Source organism: Sphingobium sp. RC1 (assembly GCF_059738765.1).
Genome location: NZ_AP027306.1, coordinates 1,626,710 through 1,644,496 on the forward strand (window position 1 = coordinate 1,626,710; position 17,787 = coordinate 1,644,496).

Below are 17,787 nucleotides of genomic sequence, written 5' to 3' on the forward strand. Positions count from 1 at the left end.
TTGATTGCGGAAATGGCGGCGGCTTCTATATAGGCGGTCTGCCGCGCAACGCCAGCACTGGCTTTCGCGCGCCCGCATCCAACCGCCGGCCTCCTTTCCCCGGGTGGCGGCCAGAACCATAACAGGTGCCATGCCCGACGTTATTTTCCCCGGACCCGAAGGCCGTCTTGAAGGCCGTTTCAGCCCTCCGCCCCGCCCCCGCGCTCCGGTCGCGATGATCCTGCATCCCCATCCGCAGGGTGGCGGCACGATGAACGACCGCATCACACAGGCACTCTACAAGACCTTCGTGAAGCGCGGCTTTGCCGTGCTGCGTTTCAACTTCCGGGGCGTGGGCCGCAGCCAGGGCACGTTCGACAATGGCATCGGCGAGCTGAGCGACGCCGCCGCCGCGCTGGACTGGGTACAGAGCTTCCACCCGGAGGCGCAGACCACCTGGATCGCCGGTTTCTCCTTTGGGGCATGGATCGGCATGCAGCTGCTGATGCGCCGTCCGGAAATCCGGGGCTTCATCTCGGTCGCTCCGCCCGCGAACATGTATGACTTCTCGTTCCTTGCCCCCTGCCCTGCTTCGGGAATTATCGTGCAGGGAACGGCGGATGAGGTCGTGACCGCCAACGCGGTGCAGAAGCTGGTCGACAAGCTGCGCACGCAGAAGGGCATCACCATCCATCATGACGAAATCCGTGGCGCGAACCACTTTTTCGAACATGAGCTGGATCAGTTGATGAAGTCGGTCGATAATTATCTCGACATGCGCCTGTCGCCTGACTCGCCGATCCGCTGAGACGTTTCACTGATTATGAAGGGGGGCCGCGTGCGATGCGGCCCTTCTTTGTTTCGGCAGCGGCACGTTTCCAGCCAAATCAGCTATCAAGAAAATATATCTTGGCCTGCGCGGTCGCCGCGATTAGCGGCGGCGGGCCATGAGTGACGAGAAGAACAACGACGTTCGCCTGATATGGAGCCGCTATTACAGCGCCTTCATACCTGCGCCGCCCGGGCCGGGCTTCTTCGACCGATTGAAAGCGGCGAGCGGCGCAATCGGCGGTATCGCAATCACAGGATTGCTTTGCGGCCTGATGCTGGGGAACGGCATAGCGCATCCGTTGCTGGTTGCTCCGATGGGCGCTTCGGCGGTGCTGTTGTTCGCCGTGCCGGCAAGTCCGCTTGCACAGCCATGGTCCGTTTTCGGCGGCAATGTGGTATCGGCGCTGGTTGGGATTACCGTCGCGCGACTAATCCCTGACCTTACGATAGCTGCTGCTTTGGCGGTGGGTTGCGCCATTGGGGGCATGTCCCTGCTGCGCTGCCTCCATCCACCGGGCGGCGCGGTTGCGCTTTCGGTCGTGCTGGGCGCGGCCAATGGTGCACCGAGCTATATGTTCGCTTTTATCCCGGTGGGGCTGAACACTGCGCTGCTGGTGACGGTGGCGATCATCTTTCACCGGATCGCGGGGCACAGCTATCCTCATGTCGCCCCCAAAGCTACGAGCGCGCATGGGACGAGCGATCCGGCGCCCTTGCTACGGACGCCGCCCTCCGAACAGGATGTGGAGGAAGCGTTGCAGGCCTATGGCGATGTTCTGGACGTCAACGCCGCCGACTTGCAGGTCGTGCTCCACGATGCGGAGGTCCGCGCCGCTGAACGCAGCCATGCCACGCTGACGTGCGGCGAGATCATGTCGCGCGACATCCTGTCCATTTACGAAGGCCAATCCGTGGCCGAAGCGGCCGACCTGCTGCATGCCCGGCGTCTATTGTCGCTGCCGGTGCTGGATGACGCTGGGCGCGTTCAAGGTCTGGTCGGTCCACTCGATCTTTCGCGGGCAGGTGAGACGGCCCGCGACATTGCGTCGGAGCCGCTGCTCGTGTCGGAACATACGCCGGTTTCGCAATTGTTGCGTCCACTGACGAGTGGACTGACGCATGAAGCGATCGTCGTGGATGGCGCGGGACGGCTGCGTGGGATGGTGACCCAAACCGATCTTCTGGCGGCTATGGCGCTGCGCGCCTGATCAGTCGCGATGGCGTTCCAGCATCGGTACATCGGGGCCGGGGATAGCGGAAATCGCTACATTGGCGAACATGACCAGTCCGGCTATGATCATCAGGACGCCACGCTTGCGATCGCCCTTCTTCACGATCGCGTAGATGCCGCCGCCCGTGAGAAACAGTCCCGCGAGCATGAGAATGGATAATATTGTCGATGCCATGAAACAGGCCATAAGCGGCCAGCTGGACTGTGGCAATTGGCAGCCTCTGCCCCTAAGAGGCGCGGGACACGAATCACCTTTTGCGTGACAGGACAATTTCGCCGTGAAAATCGCCCTAGCTTCCGATCATGCCGCCGTTGATCTGAAGGCCGAACTCGCCGATTGGCTGCGTAATGAAGGTCATGAGGTGAATGACCTCGGCCCAGCGACAGCCGACCGCGTCGATTACCCCGATTTTGGCTACAAGCTAGCCAGCGCCGTCGCATCGGGCGCGGCCGAGCGCGGCATAGTATTGTGCGGTTCTGGCATCGGCATTTCCATCGCGGTCAACCGCAATCCGGCGTGCCGCTGTGCGCTGGTATCGGAACCATTGTCGGCAGCGCTATCCCGCGAACATAATGACGCAAACGTCCTTGCCCTGGGTGCCCGCTTGACCGGCGTGGACATGGCAAAGGCCTGCGTCACCGCCTTTCTTTCCACCGAATTCGGTGGTGGCCGCCATTATGGCCGTGTCGAAAAACTCTCTCAGCCCGCGCTTTAAGGAGCCAGCCCTATGAGCACCGCAACCCTCGCCCAGCCCGACCTGTCCGATATCCGCGCGGAAGGCTATTTCACGCGCAATCTGGCGGATGCCGATCCCGCGGTCTTCGCGGGCGTCACCAAGGAACTGAAGCGCGAGCAGAATCAGATCGAGCTGATCGCTTCGGAAAATATCGTCTCGAAGGCGGTGCTGGAGGCTCAGGGGAGTGTCTTCACCAACAAATATGCCGAGGGCTATCCGGGCAAGCGCTATTATCAGGGCTGCGCGCCTTCCGATGAGGTCGAGCAACTGGCGATCGACCGGGCCAAGCAGATCTTTAACTGCGGCTTCGTCAATGTGCAGCCCCATTCGGGCGCTCAGGCGAACGGCGCGGTGATGCTGGCGCTGACCAAGCCGGGCGATACGATCATGGGCCTGTCGCTCGACGCTGGCGGCCACCTGACGCATGGTGCAAAGCCCGCACTGTCGGGCAAGTGGTACAATGCCGTGCAGTACGGCGTGCGCGAGGATACGCACGTCATCGACTATGACGCTCTGGAAGCGCAGGCAATCGAAGCCAAGCCAACGCTCATCATCGCGGGCGGATCGGCTTATCCGCGTCACCTCGACTTCGCCCGCTTCCGCGCGATCGCGGACAAGGTCGGCGCGCTGCTGATGGTGGATATGGCGCACTTTGCAGGACTCGTCGCCGGTGGCGCGCACCCGACGCCCTTCGGTTTCGCCGACGTGGTGACGACGACCACGCACAAGACTCTTCGCGGTCCACGCGGCGGCATGATCCTGACCAATGACGAAGCCATTGCGAAGAAGATCAATTCGGCAGTGTTCCCCGGCCTTCAGGGTGGCCCGCTGATGCATGTCATCGCTGCCAAGGCGGTGGCATTCGGCGAAGCGCTGCGGCCCGAGTTCAAGACCTATGCCCAGGCGATCGTCACCAATGCCAAGGCGCTTGCCGGCAAGCTGGAACAGCGAGGCCTGGCCGTCGTTTCGGGCGGCACGGACACGCATCTGGCGCTGATCGACCTGCGACCCTACGGCATTTCGGGCAAGGATGCCGACGAGGCGCTGGAGCGCAGCTTCATCACCTGCAACAAGAATGGCGTCCCGGGCGACCCCCTGCCCCCGACCAAGACCAGCGGCATCCGCGTGGGTTCGCCCGCCGGTACGACACGCGGCTTTGGCGTGGCTGAGTTCGAGGCGATTGGCGACATGATCGCCGATGTCCTGGAAGGTCTGCGCGACAAGGGCGAGCATGGCGACGCGGCGGTCGAAGCCAGTGTCCGGGAACGCGTGTCAGCCCTCTGCGCCCGCTTCCCAATCTACGAAGGCTGATCGCTTCGTTCTGTCAGGGGTGGTCGAGGCGCGGCGGCTGTGCCATCTCGTGTCTCGACTCATCCGAACGAACGGAGCTTATTACTGAATGCGTTGCCCCTTCTGTGCTCACGACGACAGTCAGGTAAAGGACAGCCGCCCCACCGAAGATGGCGCCGCCATTCGCCGCAGACGGCAGTGCGAAGCCTGTGGCGCGCGCTTCACCACGTTCGAGCGCATCCAGTTGCGCGACATCTGGGTGGTGAAAAGCGAGGGACGTAAGGAAGCGTTCGACCGCGACAAGCTGGCGCGCTCCATCGACATCGCCTGTCGCAAGCGGCAAATCGATCCGAGCAGGCTGGAAAAGCTCATATCCGGTATTCAGCGGCAGCTGGAAACCAGCGGCGACGGGGAAGTGCCTGCGCGCGCGATCGGCGAGATGGTGATGGAAGGCCTCAAACGGCTCGACAGCGTCGCCTATATTCGCTTCGCCAGCGTGTATAAGGACTTCACCGATGCTCAGGATTTCGAGGATTTCGCGGGCTCGGTGAAAGAGGTTGGGAGTGAGTGAGGGCGGCTACACCAACTCCCCATTCGCCACTTCGCAAAGAACCTTCGATACCGAGTTGCGATAAGCTCGGCCACTTTTCAGAGCAAACGGGATAATGTCAGAGCCTTCAGCCCCCCGCCCCGTCATCGTCCTCGTGCGCCCGCAACTCGGCGAGAATATCGGCAAGGCCGCGCGGGCCATGCTGAACTTCGGGCTGACCGACATGCGGCTCGTAAGCCCGCGCGATGGGTGGCCTAACCCTGATGCTGGCCCGTCGGCGGCGGGAGCCGATGTCGTGCTCGAGAAGGCAGAGGTTTTTGAAAGCCTTGCCGACGCCGTCGCGGATTGCTCGCACGTTTATGCGACCACGGTGCGCAAGCGGGGCGTGACCAAGCCGGTGGTGACGCCGGAAGAAGCGGCACGCGAAATTCACGAGGCTATGGGAAGGGCCGCCTATGTTTTCGGGCCGGAGCGGTCAGGGCTTGAAACGGAAGATGTAGCGCTCGCGCGCAAGATCCTGACTGTGCCGATCAATCCTGAATTCGGATCATTGAATCTGGCGCAGGCGGTCATCCTGTGCGCCTATGAATGGTCGAAACAGGCCCAGTTGGAACAGCCGACGGTCGTCGACCTTGGCGAACCGGCGCAACAGATGGAACTGGAAGGGATGATAAACCAGTTCGAAACTTTGCTGGAAGGCGCGGGCTATTTCTTCCCGCCCGATCGGGCACCCGCGACCAAGCGGACGTTGCGGAACCTGCTGACGAAGCCCGGCTGGAACCATTTGGAGGTGCGGACGCTGCGCGGCGTGCTTTCCGCCCTGAGCAGTCCGCGATCGCGCTAGGCTTTGAGGCGATCGAATTCCTTCATTTCATAGGCGATCGAAGCTTCAACCAACTGGTCCCACAAAGCGGCGAGAATGTCATCGGGGACGCCTAGACGAGCAGCTTCAGTCCGAACATTGTCGATGACCTCCGCCTTACGCGCTTCGTCGCGCACGGCGCTTCTTTCCGGCTTGATACGGGCGGCCGCGCGCATGTGGGCGAAGCGTCGAGCGAGCAGCGCAACGAGCTGACGGTCGATTTCATCCACGCCGGTCCGGACTTGCGCCATGCTGGTGTAGTTTTCGGGGTCCATGGCGACGCTGACTAGGCGCGCCGAGGGCGGCTGTCGAGGGTTGACATGCCACTTTGCCTTCTTCATAGGCGCGCCTTCGTGATTGGCCCCGCACCCCGGTGAAGCGGCGGCCCTGCCCCTTTATGGCAAGCAGGCGAGGACCGGGAATAAATTTCACCCTCCCCGAAAAGTGGGAACCGGTTTTCGGATCAGGAGGGTGAGCAAACGTTGTTAGCGATTGTAAGGAATTATCATGTCGAAGCGTTCCAGCGCGAAGTACAAACTCGACCGCCGCATGGGCGAGAATATCTGGGGTCGCCCGAAGAGCCCGGTCAACAAGCGTGAATATGGTCCCGGCCAGCACGGTCAGCGCCGCAAGGGCAAGATGTCCGACTATGGCATCCAGCTGAAGGCGAAGCAGAAGCTGAAGGGCTATTACGGCGACATCACCGAAAAGCAGTTCAAGAAGAACTACACCGAAGCCGCCCGCATGAAGGGCGACACCGGCCAGAACCTGATCGGTTTGCTGGAGCGCCGCCTGGACGCCGTCGTCTATCGCGCCAAGTTCACGCCCACCATCTGGTCGGCGCGTCAGCTGGTTTCGCACGGTCACGTCTATGTGAACGGCGTGAAGTGCAACATCGCAAGCCGTCTGGTGAAGCCGGGCGACGAAATCACCCTGGGCAAGAAGGCGCAGGAAATGGCGCTGGTTCTGGAAGCACAGAGCCTGCCCGAGCGCGACATCCCTGACTATGTGTCGCCCGATGGTGCCGCCAAGGTTACTTATGTCCGCGTACCGACGCTGGACGAAGTACCCTACCCGGTGAAGATGGAACCGAATCTGGTCGTCGAATTCTATTCGCGCTGATCAGTCAGGTCATGATTTACGGAAAGGCGGTCCTTCGGGGCCGCCTTTTTTGTTTGTTCGACAAGCCTTGTACCGTGTGAGGGCTGCTGGCAGAAATACTGCGTCCTTCCCCTTTTCAAGGCTGTTGCGATGCGTCCGTTTATTTCAATTTCGCTGATGGCCTTGGTTGCTGGCAGTGCCGCGGCGGCTGCGCCGTCGGACATAAGTCCGTCGATCGAAACCATGAAGGAGGTGGTGAAAGAAATTTCATCGGATGCTTATGAGGGGCGGGCGCCGGGGACCGCGGGTGAGGAGAAGACGCTTTCCTATTTGGTGCGGCGGTTTGAGGCGATCGGGCTGAAGCCGGGCAACAAGGGCAGCTGGTTCCAGGATGTCCCGCTGGTAGAGATCGCGGCGAAGAATGTTTCGCCGCTGCGTTTCACTGGCGGCAAGGTGCCCGTGTCGGCCGATTATGGATCGCAGATGGTGATCGCCACATACCGCACGGCTGCGCCGCATATCGAGGTCAAGGATAGCCCGGTCGTCTTCGTCGGCTATGGGATCAAAGCGCCTGAAAAGAAATGGAACGACTATGCCGGAGTGGATGTCCGAGGCAAGACGGTCATCATTCTGGTCAACGATCCGGATTATCAAAGCCCTACCTTAAGTGGCCCGTTCAAGGGGCGCGCCATGACCTACTATGGCCGTTGGACCTACAAGTTCGAAGAGGCCGCGCGTCAGGGTGCGGCGGCCGCGATCATCGTCCATGACACTATGCCCGCCGCCTACGGCTGGAACGTCGTTCAATCGAGCTGGACAGGGGCACAGCATGTCGCGGACAGCGCGGACGGCAATGCGAAGCAATCGGCGGCTATCGGCTGGATGCAGAAGGACAAGGCTGCGGCGCTGATGGCGAGCGCGGGCCTTGATCTGAATAGACTGAGTGCGGCGGCGAAGAAGCGCGGGTTCAAGGCGGTGCCGCTGAAGGGCATCAAGGCGAGCGTCTCCTTTGACAATGCCATCCGCAAGCACATGTCCAAGAATCTCGTGGCCCTGCTGCCGGGCAAGGTCCGGCCTGATGAATATGTGCTCTATGCGGCTCATTGGGACCATCTGGGTCGTTGCGAAGCCGCGCCCGATGGCGACGACATCTGCAACGGCGCCATCGACAATGCGACCGGGACGGCAGCGCTGGTTGCGCTGGCGGAGGCGAATGTGAAAGCGGGGCCGAGCGTACGTAGTCAGGTGTTCCTGGCGGTGACAGCCGAGGAGTCGGGGCTTCTGGGATCAGCCTATTATGGGAACCACGCCGTCTTTCCGCTGAAGCAGACCGTTGGCGGCATCAACATGGACGCGCTCAGCATGGCAGGGCTGGCGAAAAACGTCGTGGTGATCGGCAAGGGCAAATCGCAGTTGGACGCCTATCTGGATCGTGCCCTGGCCGCGCAGAAGCGTGTAGCCAGCCTGGAGCCCACCCCGGAAAAAGGATTCTATTATCGATCCGATCATTTCAGTTTCGCCAAACATGGCGTGCCCATGCTCTATTTCGAAGGGGGGCAGGATCTGGCGAAGGGCGGAATTGACGCGGGCGCCGCAGCGGCCAAGGATTATGAGGAACATCGTTACCACAGCCCAAAGGACGAATATGATCCAAAATGGGACTGGAGCGGCGTAAAGGCTGACCTCAAACTTTATTACGAGGTCGGTAGGGCACTGGCGAACACCACCGAGTGGCCGAACTGGGTGGCAGGCGACGAATTCCGTACTATCCGGGACAAAAGTCGGGTCAGCAATCAACATCATTAAGCGCGACCGAAGCGCTATTTTGCGTCCGATCCGACGCAGAACATCGATCTGCGCGCATGCACCATCATCCAGAAAAGTTAGCCAGTTAATTGTTTCCCTTACGGAAACTTGATCCCTATGACCAAAGGGTCCGAAGAATCGGAGCCGTAACGATAAAAAATGGGGATGGGTCGTGGAAGTCAATAAGTCAGTCACAATCTTGCATGTCGGCAAGTTGGTGACGGCGCACAAGGAATGCCTGTGCGTCGTCCATTCGCTGTCACCGCGTGAAGCACTCGTGCGCACCAGCCTGCCGATGATGGCGGGCGAAAGCGTCACACTGGGACTGCGAAACGGTTTTTCCGTTTCAGCCATCGTCGGCATGAACATGGGCGACCATGTGTCTTTGCTATTCGAAGAGCATATCGCCATTTCGACCATCATCGCGGAACAGAGGCAGGGTCGCAGTGAACGGGAAGCAGTTCGGCTGAACATCGTCATGCCTATTACCGTATCCGCTATCACAGGCACGCATTCCTGTATGATGCAGGACATTTCGCTGTTCGGGATCAAGGTCCTCGACGAGGCAGGCCAGCTTCGGGAAAACATGAAGGTGCAGGTCATCGTGGAAGGGCTTGGCAAACGGGATGCCATGGTCCGTTGGCGTCAGGATACATATGCGGGATTGAGTTTCGAGGTAGCTCTTGGATTCAAGTTGCTCGACCAGTGGGCCGCGCAGATAATGGGCTGACGCCGTTGAATTTGGCGCTGTCACACTGACCGCAATCCTGTAGAGCGCAGGGGACAACGCCATCTCAGCAGGAGAAAGCCGATGACATTCCATATGCCTGCCGAATGGGCGCCGCATGAATGGACCTGGATCGGCTTTCCCACTTATCCGGAGGAATGGCCGGACGCGTTTGAAGATGCGCGGGTGCAGATAGCTGCCTTTGCCAAGGCGCTTCATGCCGATGGCAGGGGCGAAGAAGTGCGGCTGGTCTGCGCCAATGAGGGCGACGCGGCAGTGGCGCGATCGCTGGCTGGACCGGATGTGACAATCGTAGTGCAGAAGCTGGGCGACGTATGGCTGCGGGACACGGCGCCGATCGCGGTGATGCGCGGAAGCGAGCGGGCTCTGGTCGATTTCGGCTTCAATGGGTGGGGCGGCAAATATCAGATGCCGGGCGATGAGGATATTGGAGCGCGTCTGGCGGGGACCACCGGATTGCCGACATCCTCGCAGCATTGGATATTCGAAGGTGGCGCCGTCGATACGGATGGCACTGGCCTATTCGTGACGACCGAGCAATGCCTGCTCAATCCCAACCGCAACCCTGACCTGGATCGCGGAAAGATCGAGACGCTGCTGGCGGGATCGCTGGGGCTGTCCAACATGTTGTGGCTGGGCGACGGGCTGCTGAACGACCATACGGACGGCCATGTTGATAATCTGGCGCGCTTTGTCGCTCCGGGGGTGCTGGCATTGCCCGAAGCAAGCACGGATGATGATCCGAACGCCGCCATCTATGCCGATGCGCGCGCCCGCGCCAAGGCGTTTGGGGTCGAGGTGGCGTCCATCCCCTCCCCCGGCCGCGTGCTGGTGGATGGCGAAGTGATCCCCGCCAGTTACATGAATTTCTATATCGGCAACGCTGCCGTCATCGTGCCCGTCTATGGCCAGCCCAATGATCAGGCGGCGCTGGACGCGATCAAGCCGTTCTTCCCCGGTCGGGAGATCATCGGGCTCCGCAGCGACGCCATCCTGTCGGGCGGCGGCAGTTTCCATTGTTGCAGCCAGCAGATGCCGTCCGCGCGATGAGCGGGATGCTGGCGATACGCGCGCTACTGTCGGGCGTCATCATCGCCATCGTTTCTGTCGTATCCCGGCGCTATCCGGCGCTGGGCGCGTTGATCGCGTCCCTGCCCCTGATTTCGGTGCTGGGGATGATATGGCTGTGGAATGACAAGCCCGATGCCGAGAATATGGCGAAGCATGCAGAGGCGACCTTTTACTATGTCCTGCCGTCCCTGCCCATGTTCCTGCTGATTCCCGCGCTGCTGCGGCGGGGTATTTCCTTTCCCCCAGCATTGATCGCCGGTTGCGCAATGACGATCCTTCTCTATCTCGCAACCGTCGCCATCACCGCCCGATTGGGCATTCGCCTCTAGGACCATCGAGGATATGATCAAAGTCACCGTTGCCGCCCTTCAGCTCGCCTTTTCAAAGGATCTGGATGACAATGTCGCCATGGTGTCGGACCATGTGGTGAAGGCAGCGGCACGGGGCGCGAAGATCGTCCTGCCGCCCGAATTGTTCGAAGGGCATTATTTCTGCAAGGTCGAGGATGAGGCCCTGTTCGCCAACGCCATGCCGATCGGCGAACATCCCGCCGTGGCCGAGATGCGCAAGGTGGCAAAGGCGGAGCGCGTCTATATTCCCACCAGCTTTTTCGAACGCGACGGCCAGCATCATTATAATTCGCTCGCCATGATCGACGATGAAGGCGAGATCATGGGCGTCTATCGCAAGAGCCACATTCCAGACGGGCCGGGTTATGAGGAAAAATATTATTTCCGCCCCGGCAACAGCGGGTTCAAGGTTTGGGAGACACGCTACGGCACGATCGGCGTCGGCATCTGCTGGGACCAATGGTATCCGGAAGCGGCGCGGGTCATGGCGCTGATGGGGGCCGAACTGCTCTTCTATCCGACCGCGATCGGATCTGAACCCTATGATGCGGATCTGGACACGAGCCGCATGTGGCGCCGGGCCATGATAGGCCATGCCGTCAGCAATTGCATGCCGGTCATCGCGGCGAACCGGATTGGCGACGAGGACGGCCAGAAATTCTACGGCCACAGCTTCATCAGCGATGAGTGGGGCGATTTCGCAGCGGAAGCCGACGCAAAGGACAATGGCGCACTGGTCGCCACGATCGATCTGGCCCAGGCGCGCAAGCATCGGGCAGGCATGGGCTTCTTCCGCGACCGGCGGCCGGAGCTTTATTCCCGGATCGCACAAGACATCTGATTGGGAGAATAACGCCATGACGGTAGCACGCCATTATGTGATGCACGCAAAGGAAGGATCGGACGCGGCGCTGGAAAGTGCCCTTCGCGCACTTGCTGCCGCCGTCCGCCCGCTTCCCGGTTGCGAGGGTGTTGAGATGCTGCGCGACCTGGGGAATGAGCGCCGCTTCGTTTTTATCGAGCGCTGGGCTGATGTCGAAGCGCACAAGGCGGCGGGACCGATGCTGGACAAGGGGTTGTTCGGGCCGATGATGGCGGCGTTGGATGGACCACCGGAAGGTGCTTATCTCGACTATCTGATAAGCTGAGCGGTCTGCGTCAGAGCAGCGTCACTGCCCGTTCGAAAACGGCCGCAAACATCTCATTCGTCAGGCGGCCGGTCATTATGTTTCTTTGGGAGCAGTGATAGCTGTCGATGACGATCTTGCCGCTTGGCATGCGATGTTCCGCCATATGGGCAAAGCGGGACTTTGGAAGCTTGCCGCCCAGCACCTTCACGACCGATTGATGCGCGATTTCGCCAAGCGCGATGAATATCCGTGCGTTGGGCAGCGCTTCCACGGCGGACTTCAGGAATATACGGCAATTATGTGCTTCCTGCGACACGGGCTTATTCTGCGGCGGGAGGCATTTCACGGCGTTGAGGATGATGGCGTCGTGCAGGACGAGTTGGTCATCGGATCGTGCCTCATAGGTGCCCTGGGCCAGACCGACATTCAGCAGCGTCGTGAAGAGAAGATCGCCAGCGAAATCGCCAGTGAACGCCCGGCCGGTGCGATTGGCCCCCTGCTTGCCCGGAGCCAGGCCGACAACGACGATGCGGCCAAGCGGATCGCCAAAGGCGGGCACAGGAGCGTTCCACCAGTCTGGATGCTGGGTCCGGCATTCCTCACGCAAAGCGACGAGGCGCGGGCAGAGCGGACAATCGAGCGGAGCTTCCGCATGAGCTATGAGGCTTTGCAGCGTCATGCGTAGCGGTTAGGCGCAGTGCGATGGTCAAGACAAGCACTCTTCATCTTTACGCGCTTGCACTAGGGTCGAACCGGCCGCTGTCGGGGAAGCGGACGCCGAGGATATTGGTGCAGGAAGCTGCGGCGGACTTGCGGCGGGTTGGCCGGGTGCTTGCGATGGCGCCAACATTGACGTCATCGCCGATCGGGCCTTCGCTGCGAGAATATGCGAACAGCGCCTTGTTGATCGAGAGCGATCTGCCACCAAAGGCAATGTTGAGCGCGCTCAAGATGATTGAAGCGGGACTTGGTCGGCGCCGCCATCGCCGCTGGGGCGCGCGCAGCATCGATATCGACATCATTCTCTGGTCCGGCGGGCGCTGGGAGAGCAGGACGCTGGACATTCCGCACCCCGCATTTCGGGCGCGCGATTTCGTGCTGTCACCGCTTTGCGCGATCGCACCGGGCTGGCGCGATCCGGTTTCCGGCCTGTCCATCCGGCAGCTGCGGGCAAGGTTGCGAAAAGCATAAGTTTTGCTGCCTCCTAGAGGTTGACCAGTCGCATAACGGCCTCTAGTGCGTGCGGACCTCGCACGAGAGGGCCCTTAGCTCAGTCGGTAGAGCAACTGACTTTTAATCAGTAGGTCGCTGGTTCGAATCCAGCAGGGCTCACCAAACCAGCAGTTTCAATGGTTTAGGTCATTTTTTGAGGCACTTGTCTCACAGTTTGTATCACAGTTTTCATGACCTTGGACGGCATCGTACGCGCCCCCTCCAACGGTAAAGGGACGTAGCCCCTTCCCTGTCCTGTTAATCCCCGGCATGAAGGAATCGAGTCGGGAGCAATAAGGCTATAAGCGAGGCAGCGGGGGCAATTTGGCCGATGAAAAACAACCGAACGCGGGTCCTTGCGCAGGTCCTATCTGTCGATGCTTGGCACAAGCCGTTTCGGCTCGATTCAAACACAGCGGCTGTACACGTCGAACTTAGTTTTCATGAAGGCCGAATTGGGGGAGATGATCCGTCATTCCCCTTCACATTTCGAATTCGATTAAAAAAGGCCCTACTTTCGATTCGGCTAGACGCTCCCCTGACCATAGTCCGGGATTCTGTTGCTCGCCCCCTGCAAAGGTACGACGCTGAACACACTCGCGTCGTATCGATTAAAGATGCGACGAAAACTAATGGAAATTTGAAGGCGTCCCTTAACCCTCCATCGGTCGGCCTAACTGCCGAGACCGGCGGGTCAAATGAGGTGACAAAAGAAGAGTATGTGAAGTTAGTACAAGAGATTCCTCCGATTAGTGTGGCTCCCCGACCATCAGGAAGACATGAATACCGATGGGAAATGGAACCAAAGCATAAAGCCTACCTCGACGGTCAGCCTTGGGACCCAGTAAACCAACCAAGGCTTTCCGTTAGGTTGCCATCTGACAAAATGAAGATTGATCCTGCTATTAAGGTATTTGTATCCTGCGCGTTGGAAGACATTGAGATCGATGAACTGGTTCCAAAGGACACAGGATTTATCGACGCAATGAAAAATGGAATATTTAATAAGATCAATCAAGCAGCAGCAATTCAGCAATTGAAGATAACCCTTAAAGAAGCAGAGCTAGAAGTATCATCGCTTGATGACCGATTTTCTCACCTAATTATTGCTGACGTTCTTGCGGTAGAAGAGTGATGATCACACAGGATCAATGGAGCATCATTAACAGACTACTAAATTCCGATAGTACTAGCCTTAAAGAATTAGCACAACTATCAGGCCGAGACATTTTCACGTTTTATAACGGTGCATCGCTGGTGGGCTTGGACCTCACCGGGCAAGACCTGATAGGCCTCAATTTCGACAAAGCGGATTTACGCTCAACGAAATTGGACGATATCAAGTTCGACGCTGGAGCATTCAATGGTAGCATTTTAGATCAGGAACAAAATTGGCTTTCAGATGAATTCGAGTTTTATCTTGAGGACCTGCGCTCGTTTCCCAAGGAAAGAATGCTGATCTTTATCAAGATTAGGCCGGGCATTATCGATCATGTTCTCAAATCTGCCGGTGTAACGTTCGCGCTATTTAGTACTGGCGCAAACGTAAGTGAAAATGCCCTTCGGAAGGCCCGCAAAGGAAGCGTAGTCTCAATAGAGACTGCCTTGAGCGTGTTAAATTCACTTTCCTCCCTTTCGGAAGAAATGGCAAGGAACGGCATGCCTCATTTCCGGGACGCGATGCGCCAACCTCTAGTACAATTCGTGTCGGGGGGGGAACAGCGGCAGCTTCAGTGGCGTATCTCGCCAACGATTAATTGAACTATTTGAAATGCAGGATGAGATACGAGAGCTTGCTTCCACTAATAGAGGAGACATGTCTAGTTGGCGGAATACGCCGGAGTCTGTGGCTTGGCTACATCCGTATTATAAGATGTTATTCGACGATGATAGTGGTCAGATTTTCAGGATGATAGATTGAATCCCGAACAATAACGCTTAACCGTAGCCTCCGACAAACCAAACTGCCGGGCAGTGCCCTTGATGCTGGCTCCATTTTCCTTGCGCCATTGAACAACATGAGCAGCATCAGCAGCAAAAGGGCGACCCAGGCTGACCTTGCCCCTATGGGTACGCCCTGTAGCAGCAAGAGCAGCCCGAGCAGCCTCTCTGCCAGCATCACAGCGCTCCTTAATCCGGTTACGCTCCATGTCTGCGATCTGCGCCAGAACAGCGACAATGAGTTCCCCTACGCCCTTTGCAATGGGACCAAGGCCAAGGACTTCAACCGTTACCCCCTTGTCGATCAGCTTCCTAACGGTCGCCTGCACATCAAGGGCATCGCGACCTAAGCGATCTATAGCAGCGACATGAAGGGTATCGCCTTCACGAATATAGTTGAGAAGGGCAGCGAAGCCGGGACGGTCGGCAGCTAGGACCGCGCCCGATACCCCCTCATCAATAAACTCTTTATCGAAAGGTCCGACGAGGGAAGCGCGCTGGCCCTCTATGGACTGGTCGCCGGTTGATACGCGATAATATGCCAGCTTGCTCATTAAGGTGCCTCGACTCGCTCACAAGATACCTTATTATTATGACCTATAGTTCATATGGCAATAGGGTATCTTATAAGCCCATGAACAAGCGCATTAAGAAGGGGGCTTAGCGGTTAGAAGATATGAGCTACGGAATGCGTTAGGTATAAGCCTGCACATGGATGAACATGAGAAGCACGCCGCATCTATCCGCCAGCAACATGGCAAAAAGGGTATGGATTACATTTCCGGAAACAGGCGAGACGCAATCATGCAGCGTGACGCTGATATGATCGCCTATTGGGAGGCAGTACTGAAAGCCTACCAGCGCCAAGCAAAACGATGATCAGCAGCGCTCTATTATAGAGAAGCGTCGGCAGGGCATCTCCCTTGGAGCCTTGGCGAAGGAATATGCTGTTAGTCGGGCTGCAATCCAAAGGGTGGAAAAGCGGGTAGTATAACGCCGAAACAATAAGGGGGTGGAATAAGCTCCCCTCCAAAGAGAGAGGTCTTAGATAATAGTCGAAGGTAGGAAATCCGGTGGAATCCCTCACGGTCCATCTGATGTCGAAAGCTCACATCGCCATCTTCCTAATTCAACGCGCGGGCGAGGAAGCTGCCAGGCTGCAAGCGACCATTTCTGGATGCAAAGCGTACTTCGGTCACTCGCCATCATTGTCATACGTGAACATCAGTCTCTGACAGGCTGCCAACCGTTAGCCGAAACGACACCATATCCCCGCTCGAACTGCCGGTTGCGTCGGCACCAATTAGCCCGCCCGCCCATCCCGTCCCCGAAGCACGGTCGTGCTTCGTAGGTGCACACGGCTCTGCGCTCATATGGATGACAAGAGAGTTCTCTTACTCTGACACGCCATTTCCGCCCCGCGTCTGATGCAGCGATTACGCCTGCCGCCCCTACTAGCTCAACATCATCCCAAAAGGCGAGCGCGGCTTCGATGCGCTCTACTGTCCGCTTATCGGGTTTAGCGGATGCCAGTGCAGAACTTGCGGTGAGACCTGCCACAGTCACCATTACGAACCAGATTGGTTTTAGTTTTCGTTTCACCATTGCGCCACGTTAGCCCAACATGGCGGTTTGTGCAGCATTTCCACAGCTTGATACAAAGTTCCTTTGGTCTGCTTTCTGAGAGGCCACCATCCACCCTCTCCGTCGTTCCCAGCCTGCGAGGCACCCCCCGCCGCCGCCGATAACCTGCCGGTCCGATTCGGGCTTGGAAAGCAGCCCAGCGGCAGGCGACCATTTGCAGCCGTTCATAAGCGGTTATCAGGGTCCCAATCTCTGATGCCACTAGCGATCGGTAAGCCTAAACTCTGATCATCGAGCCATTGCACCTCCCTACGATCATTGTTCCGCGCTGCGAGGAGATCGGTGTGGGCTGCTTGCATAGCGAGTAGAAGCGCCTGGACCTCATCAACACCGCCATGTCTCTTAGTCCGAGTTCCATCTGGCCAGTCGATCTCATACCGACAGAAGAAACTGCCTTGGTCTTCCTCAGGCCGGAAGAAACGGCAGTCTACCTCCCGCCGATCCACATGGAATGTTCGTCGCACAAATAGATCGTTAGCCACTCGCTATTCCCTTTTCGGAGCAGCGTAGGACGGAGATCGGCGGGCGGCAACACACCGACGACGTCTGCTTTTCTTGATCAGGACGAGCAAACCAGCCATTCTGCTTTCCACCCGCCACCGTCAAAGGTGGGCAGCGAATCATACCATGCTGCCCTTAACCTGCTGTTCCGGTTGAAGGGGAGCAAGCTGCCCAGCGGCAAGCGACCAGAGTCAGACGCTCGTCCTTGCATTGGTATTTTCCGCGAGCGGACATTCGCGAGCATCGATTAGTCGTTATCCAGGTGGGCGCTTTGGAATGTTCTTCCTATCGCTGGTGCCTCAAGAGCCCATTCAGAAAAAACGCATGAGTATGATCGCGCTACATCGGCCATAAACTCAACCCACGCGATGTGCTGGTTTTTAGTCAGGCAAACCCCTTCTGGTCGCGTCGTTCCTATGACGCACCAGTAGCCTTTCTCGCTTCGTGCCGACACTTCTGTGGCGTAATTTTCAGATAGTTGCTCTGCTAAACCGTCTACATCCTCGCGATTATTGCCGAAGTGCGTGAAGTCGAGCGCGAAGATTGTTTCTTCGTTGGCACCAGAGCATTCTATCTCGCCCCACATCAACGCTGCCGCCGCGATACGACGACGTTTGATCCGCTCATAATAGTCGTCCCAAACCATTTGCGGATCATCAGGCATTGCCTATCAATTGCATAATGATGTTTGTTTGCCAATGCTTGGGTTGGGCATCAATCGCGGGCCACCCAAGTTGCACAAACGGCAGATTTAGCCCCAATCCATCAGAGATGAGCCATGCGGAGAAGGTCCGCTGTTGTTG

General features: G+C 58.4%; 23 protein-coding genes, 1 tRNA gene and 1 pseudogene. 18 read left to right on the plus strand and 7 right to left on the minus strand.

The features are described 5' to 3' along the window. The first annotated feature begins 130 nt into the window (after nt 1-130). Nucleotides 131-787 carry an alpha/beta hydrolase gene (locus tag AC6JBC_RS07975; protein WP_196226211.1) on the plus strand — a complete coding sequence of 219 codons (657 nt, stop codon included), beginning with the start codon at nt 131-133 and terminating at the stop codon, nt 785-787. 139 nt (nt 788-926) lie between these two features. Further along, nucleotides 927-2,018 (plus strand): HPP family protein, encoded by a 1,092-nt coding sequence (locus AC6JBC_RS07980; protein WP_498023740.1) that lies wholly within the window; start codon nt 927-929, stop codon nt 2,016-2,018. Here the strand turns inward: AC6JBC_RS07980 and AC6JBC_RS07985 are convergent, their stop codons facing one another. Beyond that, entirely contained in the window at nt 2,019-2,216 is a 198-nt protein-coding gene (locus tag AC6JBC_RS07985) for a hypothetical protein (RefSeq protein ID WP_460988024.1), read from the minus strand. It abuts the gene before it with no gap. 103 nt (nt 2,217-2,319) lie between these two features. On the opposite strand from AC6JBC_RS07985, the gene rpiB reads away from it, so the two are divergent. From rpiB to AC6JBC_RS08005, 4 genes and pseudogenes are all read left to right on the plus strand, one after another. Next, nucleotides 2,320-2,757, plus strand: coding sequence for a ribose 5-phosphate isomerase B (rpiB, locus tag AC6JBC_RS07990; protein WP_498023741.1), 438 nt, complete (start codon nt 2,320-2,322; stop codon nt 2,755-2,757). Nucleotides 2,758-2,769: 12 nt separating this feature from the next. Further along, nucleotides 2,770-4,089: a serine hydroxymethyltransferase gene (gene glyA / locus AC6JBC_RS07995; protein WP_498023742.1), complete on the plus strand. Its 1,320-nt coding sequence runs from the start codon at nt 2,770-2,772 to the stop codon at nt 4,087-4,089. Between the two features lie 88 nt (nt 4,090-4,177). Then, complete coding sequence (gene nrdR, locus AC6JBC_RS08000; protein WP_196226215.1) at nt 4,178-4,639, plus strand: transcriptional regulator NrdR; 462 nt, start codon at nt 4,178-4,180, stop codon at nt 4,637-4,639. A gap of 31 nt (nt 4,640-4,670) precedes the next feature. Continuing rightward, nucleotides 4,671-5,462, plus strand: a pseudogene (locus tag AC6JBC_RS08005) (RNA methyltransferase); the annotation flags it as partial. Here the strand turns inward: AC6JBC_RS08005 and AC6JBC_RS08010 are convergent. Next, nucleotides 5,459-5,755, minus strand: a complete 297-nt coding sequence (locus tag AC6JBC_RS08010) for a chorismate mutase (protein ID WP_498026030.1) — start codon at nt 5,753-5,755, stop codon at nt 5,459-5,461. The pseudogene AC6JBC_RS08005 and the gene AC6JBC_RS08010 sit on opposite strands and share 4 nt — an antisense overlap. A gap of 232 nt (nt 5,756-5,987) precedes the next feature. Between AC6JBC_RS08010 and rpsD the strand changes: the two genes are divergently transcribed. Beyond that, on the plus strand, nt 5,988-6,602 hold the full coding sequence (gene rpsD, locus AC6JBC_RS08015) for a 30S ribosomal protein S4 (RefSeq protein WP_097091626.1): 615 nt from the start codon (nt 5,988-5,990) through the stop codon (nt 6,600-6,602). Here the strand turns inward: rpsD and AC6JBC_RS08020 are convergent. After that, nucleotides 6,590-6,826 (minus strand): hypothetical protein, encoded by a 237-nt coding sequence (locus AC6JBC_RS08020; RefSeq protein ID WP_498026082.1) that lies wholly within the window; start codon nt 6,824-6,826, stop codon nt 6,590-6,592. The two genes, rpsD and AC6JBC_RS08020, sit on opposite strands and share 13 nt — an antisense overlap. On the opposite strand from AC6JBC_RS08020, the gene AC6JBC_RS08025 reads away from it, so the two are divergent. The 6 genes from AC6JBC_RS08025 (at nt 6,732) to AC6JBC_RS08050 (ending at nt 11,704) form a co-directional block, all read left to right on the plus strand. Then, a complete protein-coding gene (locus AC6JBC_RS08025; protein WP_498023743.1) occupies nt 6,732-8,387 on the plus strand; it encodes a M28 family peptidase in 1,656 nt (551 codons plus the stop codon). The two genes, AC6JBC_RS08020 and AC6JBC_RS08025, sit on opposite strands and share 95 nt — an antisense overlap. A 172-nt stretch (nt 8,388-8,559) precedes the next feature. Then, the gene (locus AC6JBC_RS08030; RefSeq protein WP_498023744.1) at nt 8,560-9,117 is read left to right on the plus strand and encodes a PilZ domain-containing protein; all 558 of its coding nucleotides are present in this window, start codon (nt 8,560-8,562) and stop codon (nt 9,115-9,117) included. Between the two features lie 81 nt (nt 9,118-9,198). After that, on the plus strand, nt 9,199-10,185 hold the full coding sequence (locus AC6JBC_RS08035; RefSeq protein ID WP_498023745.1) for an agmatine deiminase family protein: 987 nt from the start codon (nt 9,199-9,201) through the stop codon (nt 10,183-10,185). Beyond that, a complete protein-coding gene (locus AC6JBC_RS08040; RefSeq protein WP_498023746.1) occupies nt 10,182-10,535 on the plus strand; it encodes a DUF3147 family protein in 354 nt (117 codons plus the stop codon). Before AC6JBC_RS08035 ends, AC6JBC_RS08040 begins: the two co-directional genes overlap by 4 nt. Nucleotides 10,536-10,548: 13 nt before the next feature. Continuing rightward, nucleotides 10,549-11,397: an N-carbamoylputrescine amidase gene (gene aguB, locus AC6JBC_RS08045; RefSeq protein WP_498023747.1), complete on the plus strand. Its 849-nt coding sequence runs from the start codon at nt 10,549-10,551 to the stop codon at nt 11,395-11,397. A gap of 16 nt (nt 11,398-11,413) precedes the next feature. Continuing rightward, nucleotides 11,414-11,704 carry a putative quinol monooxygenase gene (locus AC6JBC_RS08050; protein ID WP_498023748.1) on the plus strand — a complete coding sequence of 97 codons (291 nt, stop codon included), beginning with the start codon at nt 11,414-11,416 and terminating at the stop codon, nt 11,702-11,704. Nucleotides 11,705-11,714: 10 nt separating this feature from the next. On the opposite strand, the gene AC6JBC_RS08055 is transcribed toward AC6JBC_RS08050, so the two are convergent. Next, entirely contained in the window at nt 11,715-12,365 is a 651-nt protein-coding gene (locus tag AC6JBC_RS08055) for a uracil-DNA glycosylase (RefSeq protein WP_498023749.1), read from the minus strand. Between the two features lie 23 nt (nt 12,366-12,388). On the opposite strand from AC6JBC_RS08055, the gene folK reads away from it, so the two are divergent. The 4 genes from folK to AC6JBC_RS08075 all read left to right on the plus strand — a co-directional run bounded on the left by folK (nt 12,389) and on the right by AC6JBC_RS08075 (nt 14,659). Continuing rightward, the gene (gene folK, locus AC6JBC_RS08060; RefSeq protein WP_498023750.1) at nt 12,389-12,877 is read left to right on the plus strand and encodes a 2-amino-4-hydroxy-6-hydroxymethyldihydropteridine diphosphokinase; all 489 of its coding nucleotides are present in this window, start codon (nt 12,389-12,391) and stop codon (nt 12,875-12,877) included. Between the two features lie 68 nt (nt 12,878-12,945). Beyond that, nucleotides 12,946-13,021, plus strand: a tRNA-Lys gene (locus AC6JBC_RS08065). A 208-nt stretch (nt 13,022-13,229) separates the two neighbouring features. After that, nucleotides 13,230-14,033 (plus strand): hypothetical protein, encoded by an 804-nt coding sequence (locus AC6JBC_RS08070; RefSeq protein WP_498023751.1) that lies wholly within the window; start codon nt 13,230-13,232, stop codon nt 14,031-14,033. Beyond that, nucleotides 14,033-14,659, plus strand: a complete 627-nt coding sequence (locus AC6JBC_RS08075) for a pentapeptide repeat-containing protein (RefSeq protein WP_498023752.1) — start codon at nt 14,033-14,035, stop codon at nt 14,657-14,659. Before AC6JBC_RS08070 ends, AC6JBC_RS08075 begins: the two co-directional genes overlap by 1 nt. Nucleotides 14,660-14,802: 143 nt before the next feature. Here the strand turns inward: AC6JBC_RS08075 and AC6JBC_RS08080 are convergent, their stop codons facing one another. Then, nucleotides 14,803-15,393: a recombinase family protein gene (locus AC6JBC_RS08080; protein WP_498023753.1), complete on the minus strand. Its 591-nt coding sequence runs from the start codon at nt 15,391-15,393 to the stop codon at nt 14,803-14,805. 157 nt (nt 15,394-15,550) lie between these two features. Between AC6JBC_RS08080 and AC6JBC_RS08085 the strand changes: the two genes are divergently transcribed. Then, on the plus strand, nt 15,551-15,718 hold the full coding sequence (locus AC6JBC_RS08085; RefSeq protein WP_498023754.1) for a hypothetical protein: 168 nt from the start codon (nt 15,551-15,553) through the stop codon (nt 15,716-15,718). A 929-nt stretch (nt 15,719-16,647) separates the two neighbouring features. Here AC6JBC_RS08085 and AC6JBC_RS08090 read toward each other — a convergent pair. Both AC6JBC_RS08090 and AC6JBC_RS08095 read right to left on the minus strand, forming a co-directional pair. Continuing rightward, a complete protein-coding gene (locus tag AC6JBC_RS08090; RefSeq protein ID WP_498023755.1) occupies nt 16,648-16,965 on the minus strand; it encodes a DUF6968 family protein in 318 nt (105 codons plus the stop codon). 266 nt (nt 16,966-17,231) lie between these two features. Continuing rightward, entirely contained in the window at nt 17,232-17,648 is a 417-nt protein-coding gene (locus AC6JBC_RS08095; protein ID WP_498023756.1) for a hypothetical protein, read from the minus strand. Nucleotides 17,649-17,787 lie beyond the last annotated feature (139 nt).

What these genes read in the sequence shown, in the direction of transcription:
- aguB (WP_498023747.1), top strand. Translation starts at nt 10,549, where the DNA reads ATGATCAAAGTCACCGTTGCCGCCCTTCAGCTCGCCTTTTCAAAGGAT.
- AC6JBC_RS08020 (WP_498026082.1), bottom strand. Translation starts at nt 6,826, where the DNA reads ATGGTTTCGATCGACGGACTTATGTCCGACGGCGCAGCCGCCGCGGCA.
- rpsD (WP_097091626.1), top strand. Translation starts at nt 5,988, where the DNA reads ATGTCGAAGCGTTCCAGCGCGAAGTACAAACTCGACCGCCGCATGGGC.
- AC6JBC_RS08080 (WP_498023753.1), bottom strand. Translation starts at nt 15,393, where the DNA reads ATGAGCAAGCTGGCATATTATCGCGTATCAACCGGCGACCAGTCCATA.
- AC6JBC_RS08095 (WP_498023756.1), bottom strand. Translation starts at nt 17,648, where the DNA reads ATGCCTGATGATCCGCAAATGGTTTGGGACGACTATTATGAGCGGATC.
- AC6JBC_RS08040 (WP_498023746.1), top strand. Translation starts at nt 10,182, where the DNA reads ATGAGCGGGATGCTGGCGATACGCGCGCTACTGTCGGGCGTCATCATC.
- AC6JBC_RS08070 (WP_498023751.1), top strand. Translation starts at nt 13,230, where the DNA reads ATGAAAAACAACCGAACGCGGGTCCTTGCGCAGGTCCTATCTGTCGAT.
- AC6JBC_RS07980 (WP_498023740.1), top strand. Translation starts at nt 927, where the DNA reads ATGAGTGACGAGAAGAACAACGACGTTCGCCTGATATGGAGCCGCTAT.
- AC6JBC_RS08010 (WP_498026030.1), bottom strand. Translation starts at nt 5,755, where the DNA reads ATGGACCCCGAAAACTACACCAGCATGGCGCAAGTCCGGACCGGCGTG.
- AC6JBC_RS08055 (WP_498023749.1), bottom strand. Translation starts at nt 12,365, where the DNA reads ATGACGCTGCAAAGCCTCATAGCTCATGCGGAAGCTCCGCTCGATTGT.
- folK (WP_498023750.1), top strand. Translation starts at nt 12,389, where the DNA reads ATGGTCAAGACAAGCACTCTTCATCTTTACGCGCTTGCACTAGGGTCG.
- glyA (WP_498023742.1), top strand. Translation starts at nt 2,770, where the DNA reads ATGAGCACCGCAACCCTCGCCCAGCCCGACCTGTCCGATATCCGCGCG.
- nrdR (WP_196226215.1), top strand. Translation starts at nt 4,178, where the DNA reads ATGCGTTGCCCCTTCTGTGCTCACGACGACAGTCAGGTAAAGGACAGC.
- AC6JBC_RS08025 (WP_498023743.1), top strand. Translation starts at nt 6,732, where the DNA reads ATGCGTCCGTTTATTTCAATTTCGCTGATGGCCTTGGTTGCTGGCAGT.
- AC6JBC_RS08075 (WP_498023752.1), top strand. Translation starts at nt 14,033, where the DNA reads ATGATCACACAGGATCAATGGAGCATCATTAACAGACTACTAAATTCC.
- AC6JBC_RS08085 (WP_498023754.1), top strand. Translation starts at nt 15,551, where the DNA reads ATGGATGAACATGAGAAGCACGCCGCATCTATCCGCCAGCAACATGGC.
- AC6JBC_RS07975 (WP_196226211.1), top strand. Translation starts at nt 131, where the DNA reads ATGCCCGACGTTATTTTCCCCGGACCCGAAGGCCGTCTTGAAGGCCGT.
- AC6JBC_RS08050 (WP_498023748.1), top strand. Translation starts at nt 11,414, where the DNA reads ATGACGGTAGCACGCCATTATGTGATGCACGCAAAGGAAGGATCGGAC.
- AC6JBC_RS07985 (WP_460988024.1), bottom strand. Translation starts at nt 2,216, where the DNA reads ATGGCATCGACAATATTATCCATTCTCATGCTCGCGGGACTGTTTCTC.
- AC6JBC_RS08035 (WP_498023745.1), top strand. Translation starts at nt 9,199, where the DNA reads ATGACATTCCATATGCCTGCCGAATGGGCGCCGCATGAATGGACCTGG.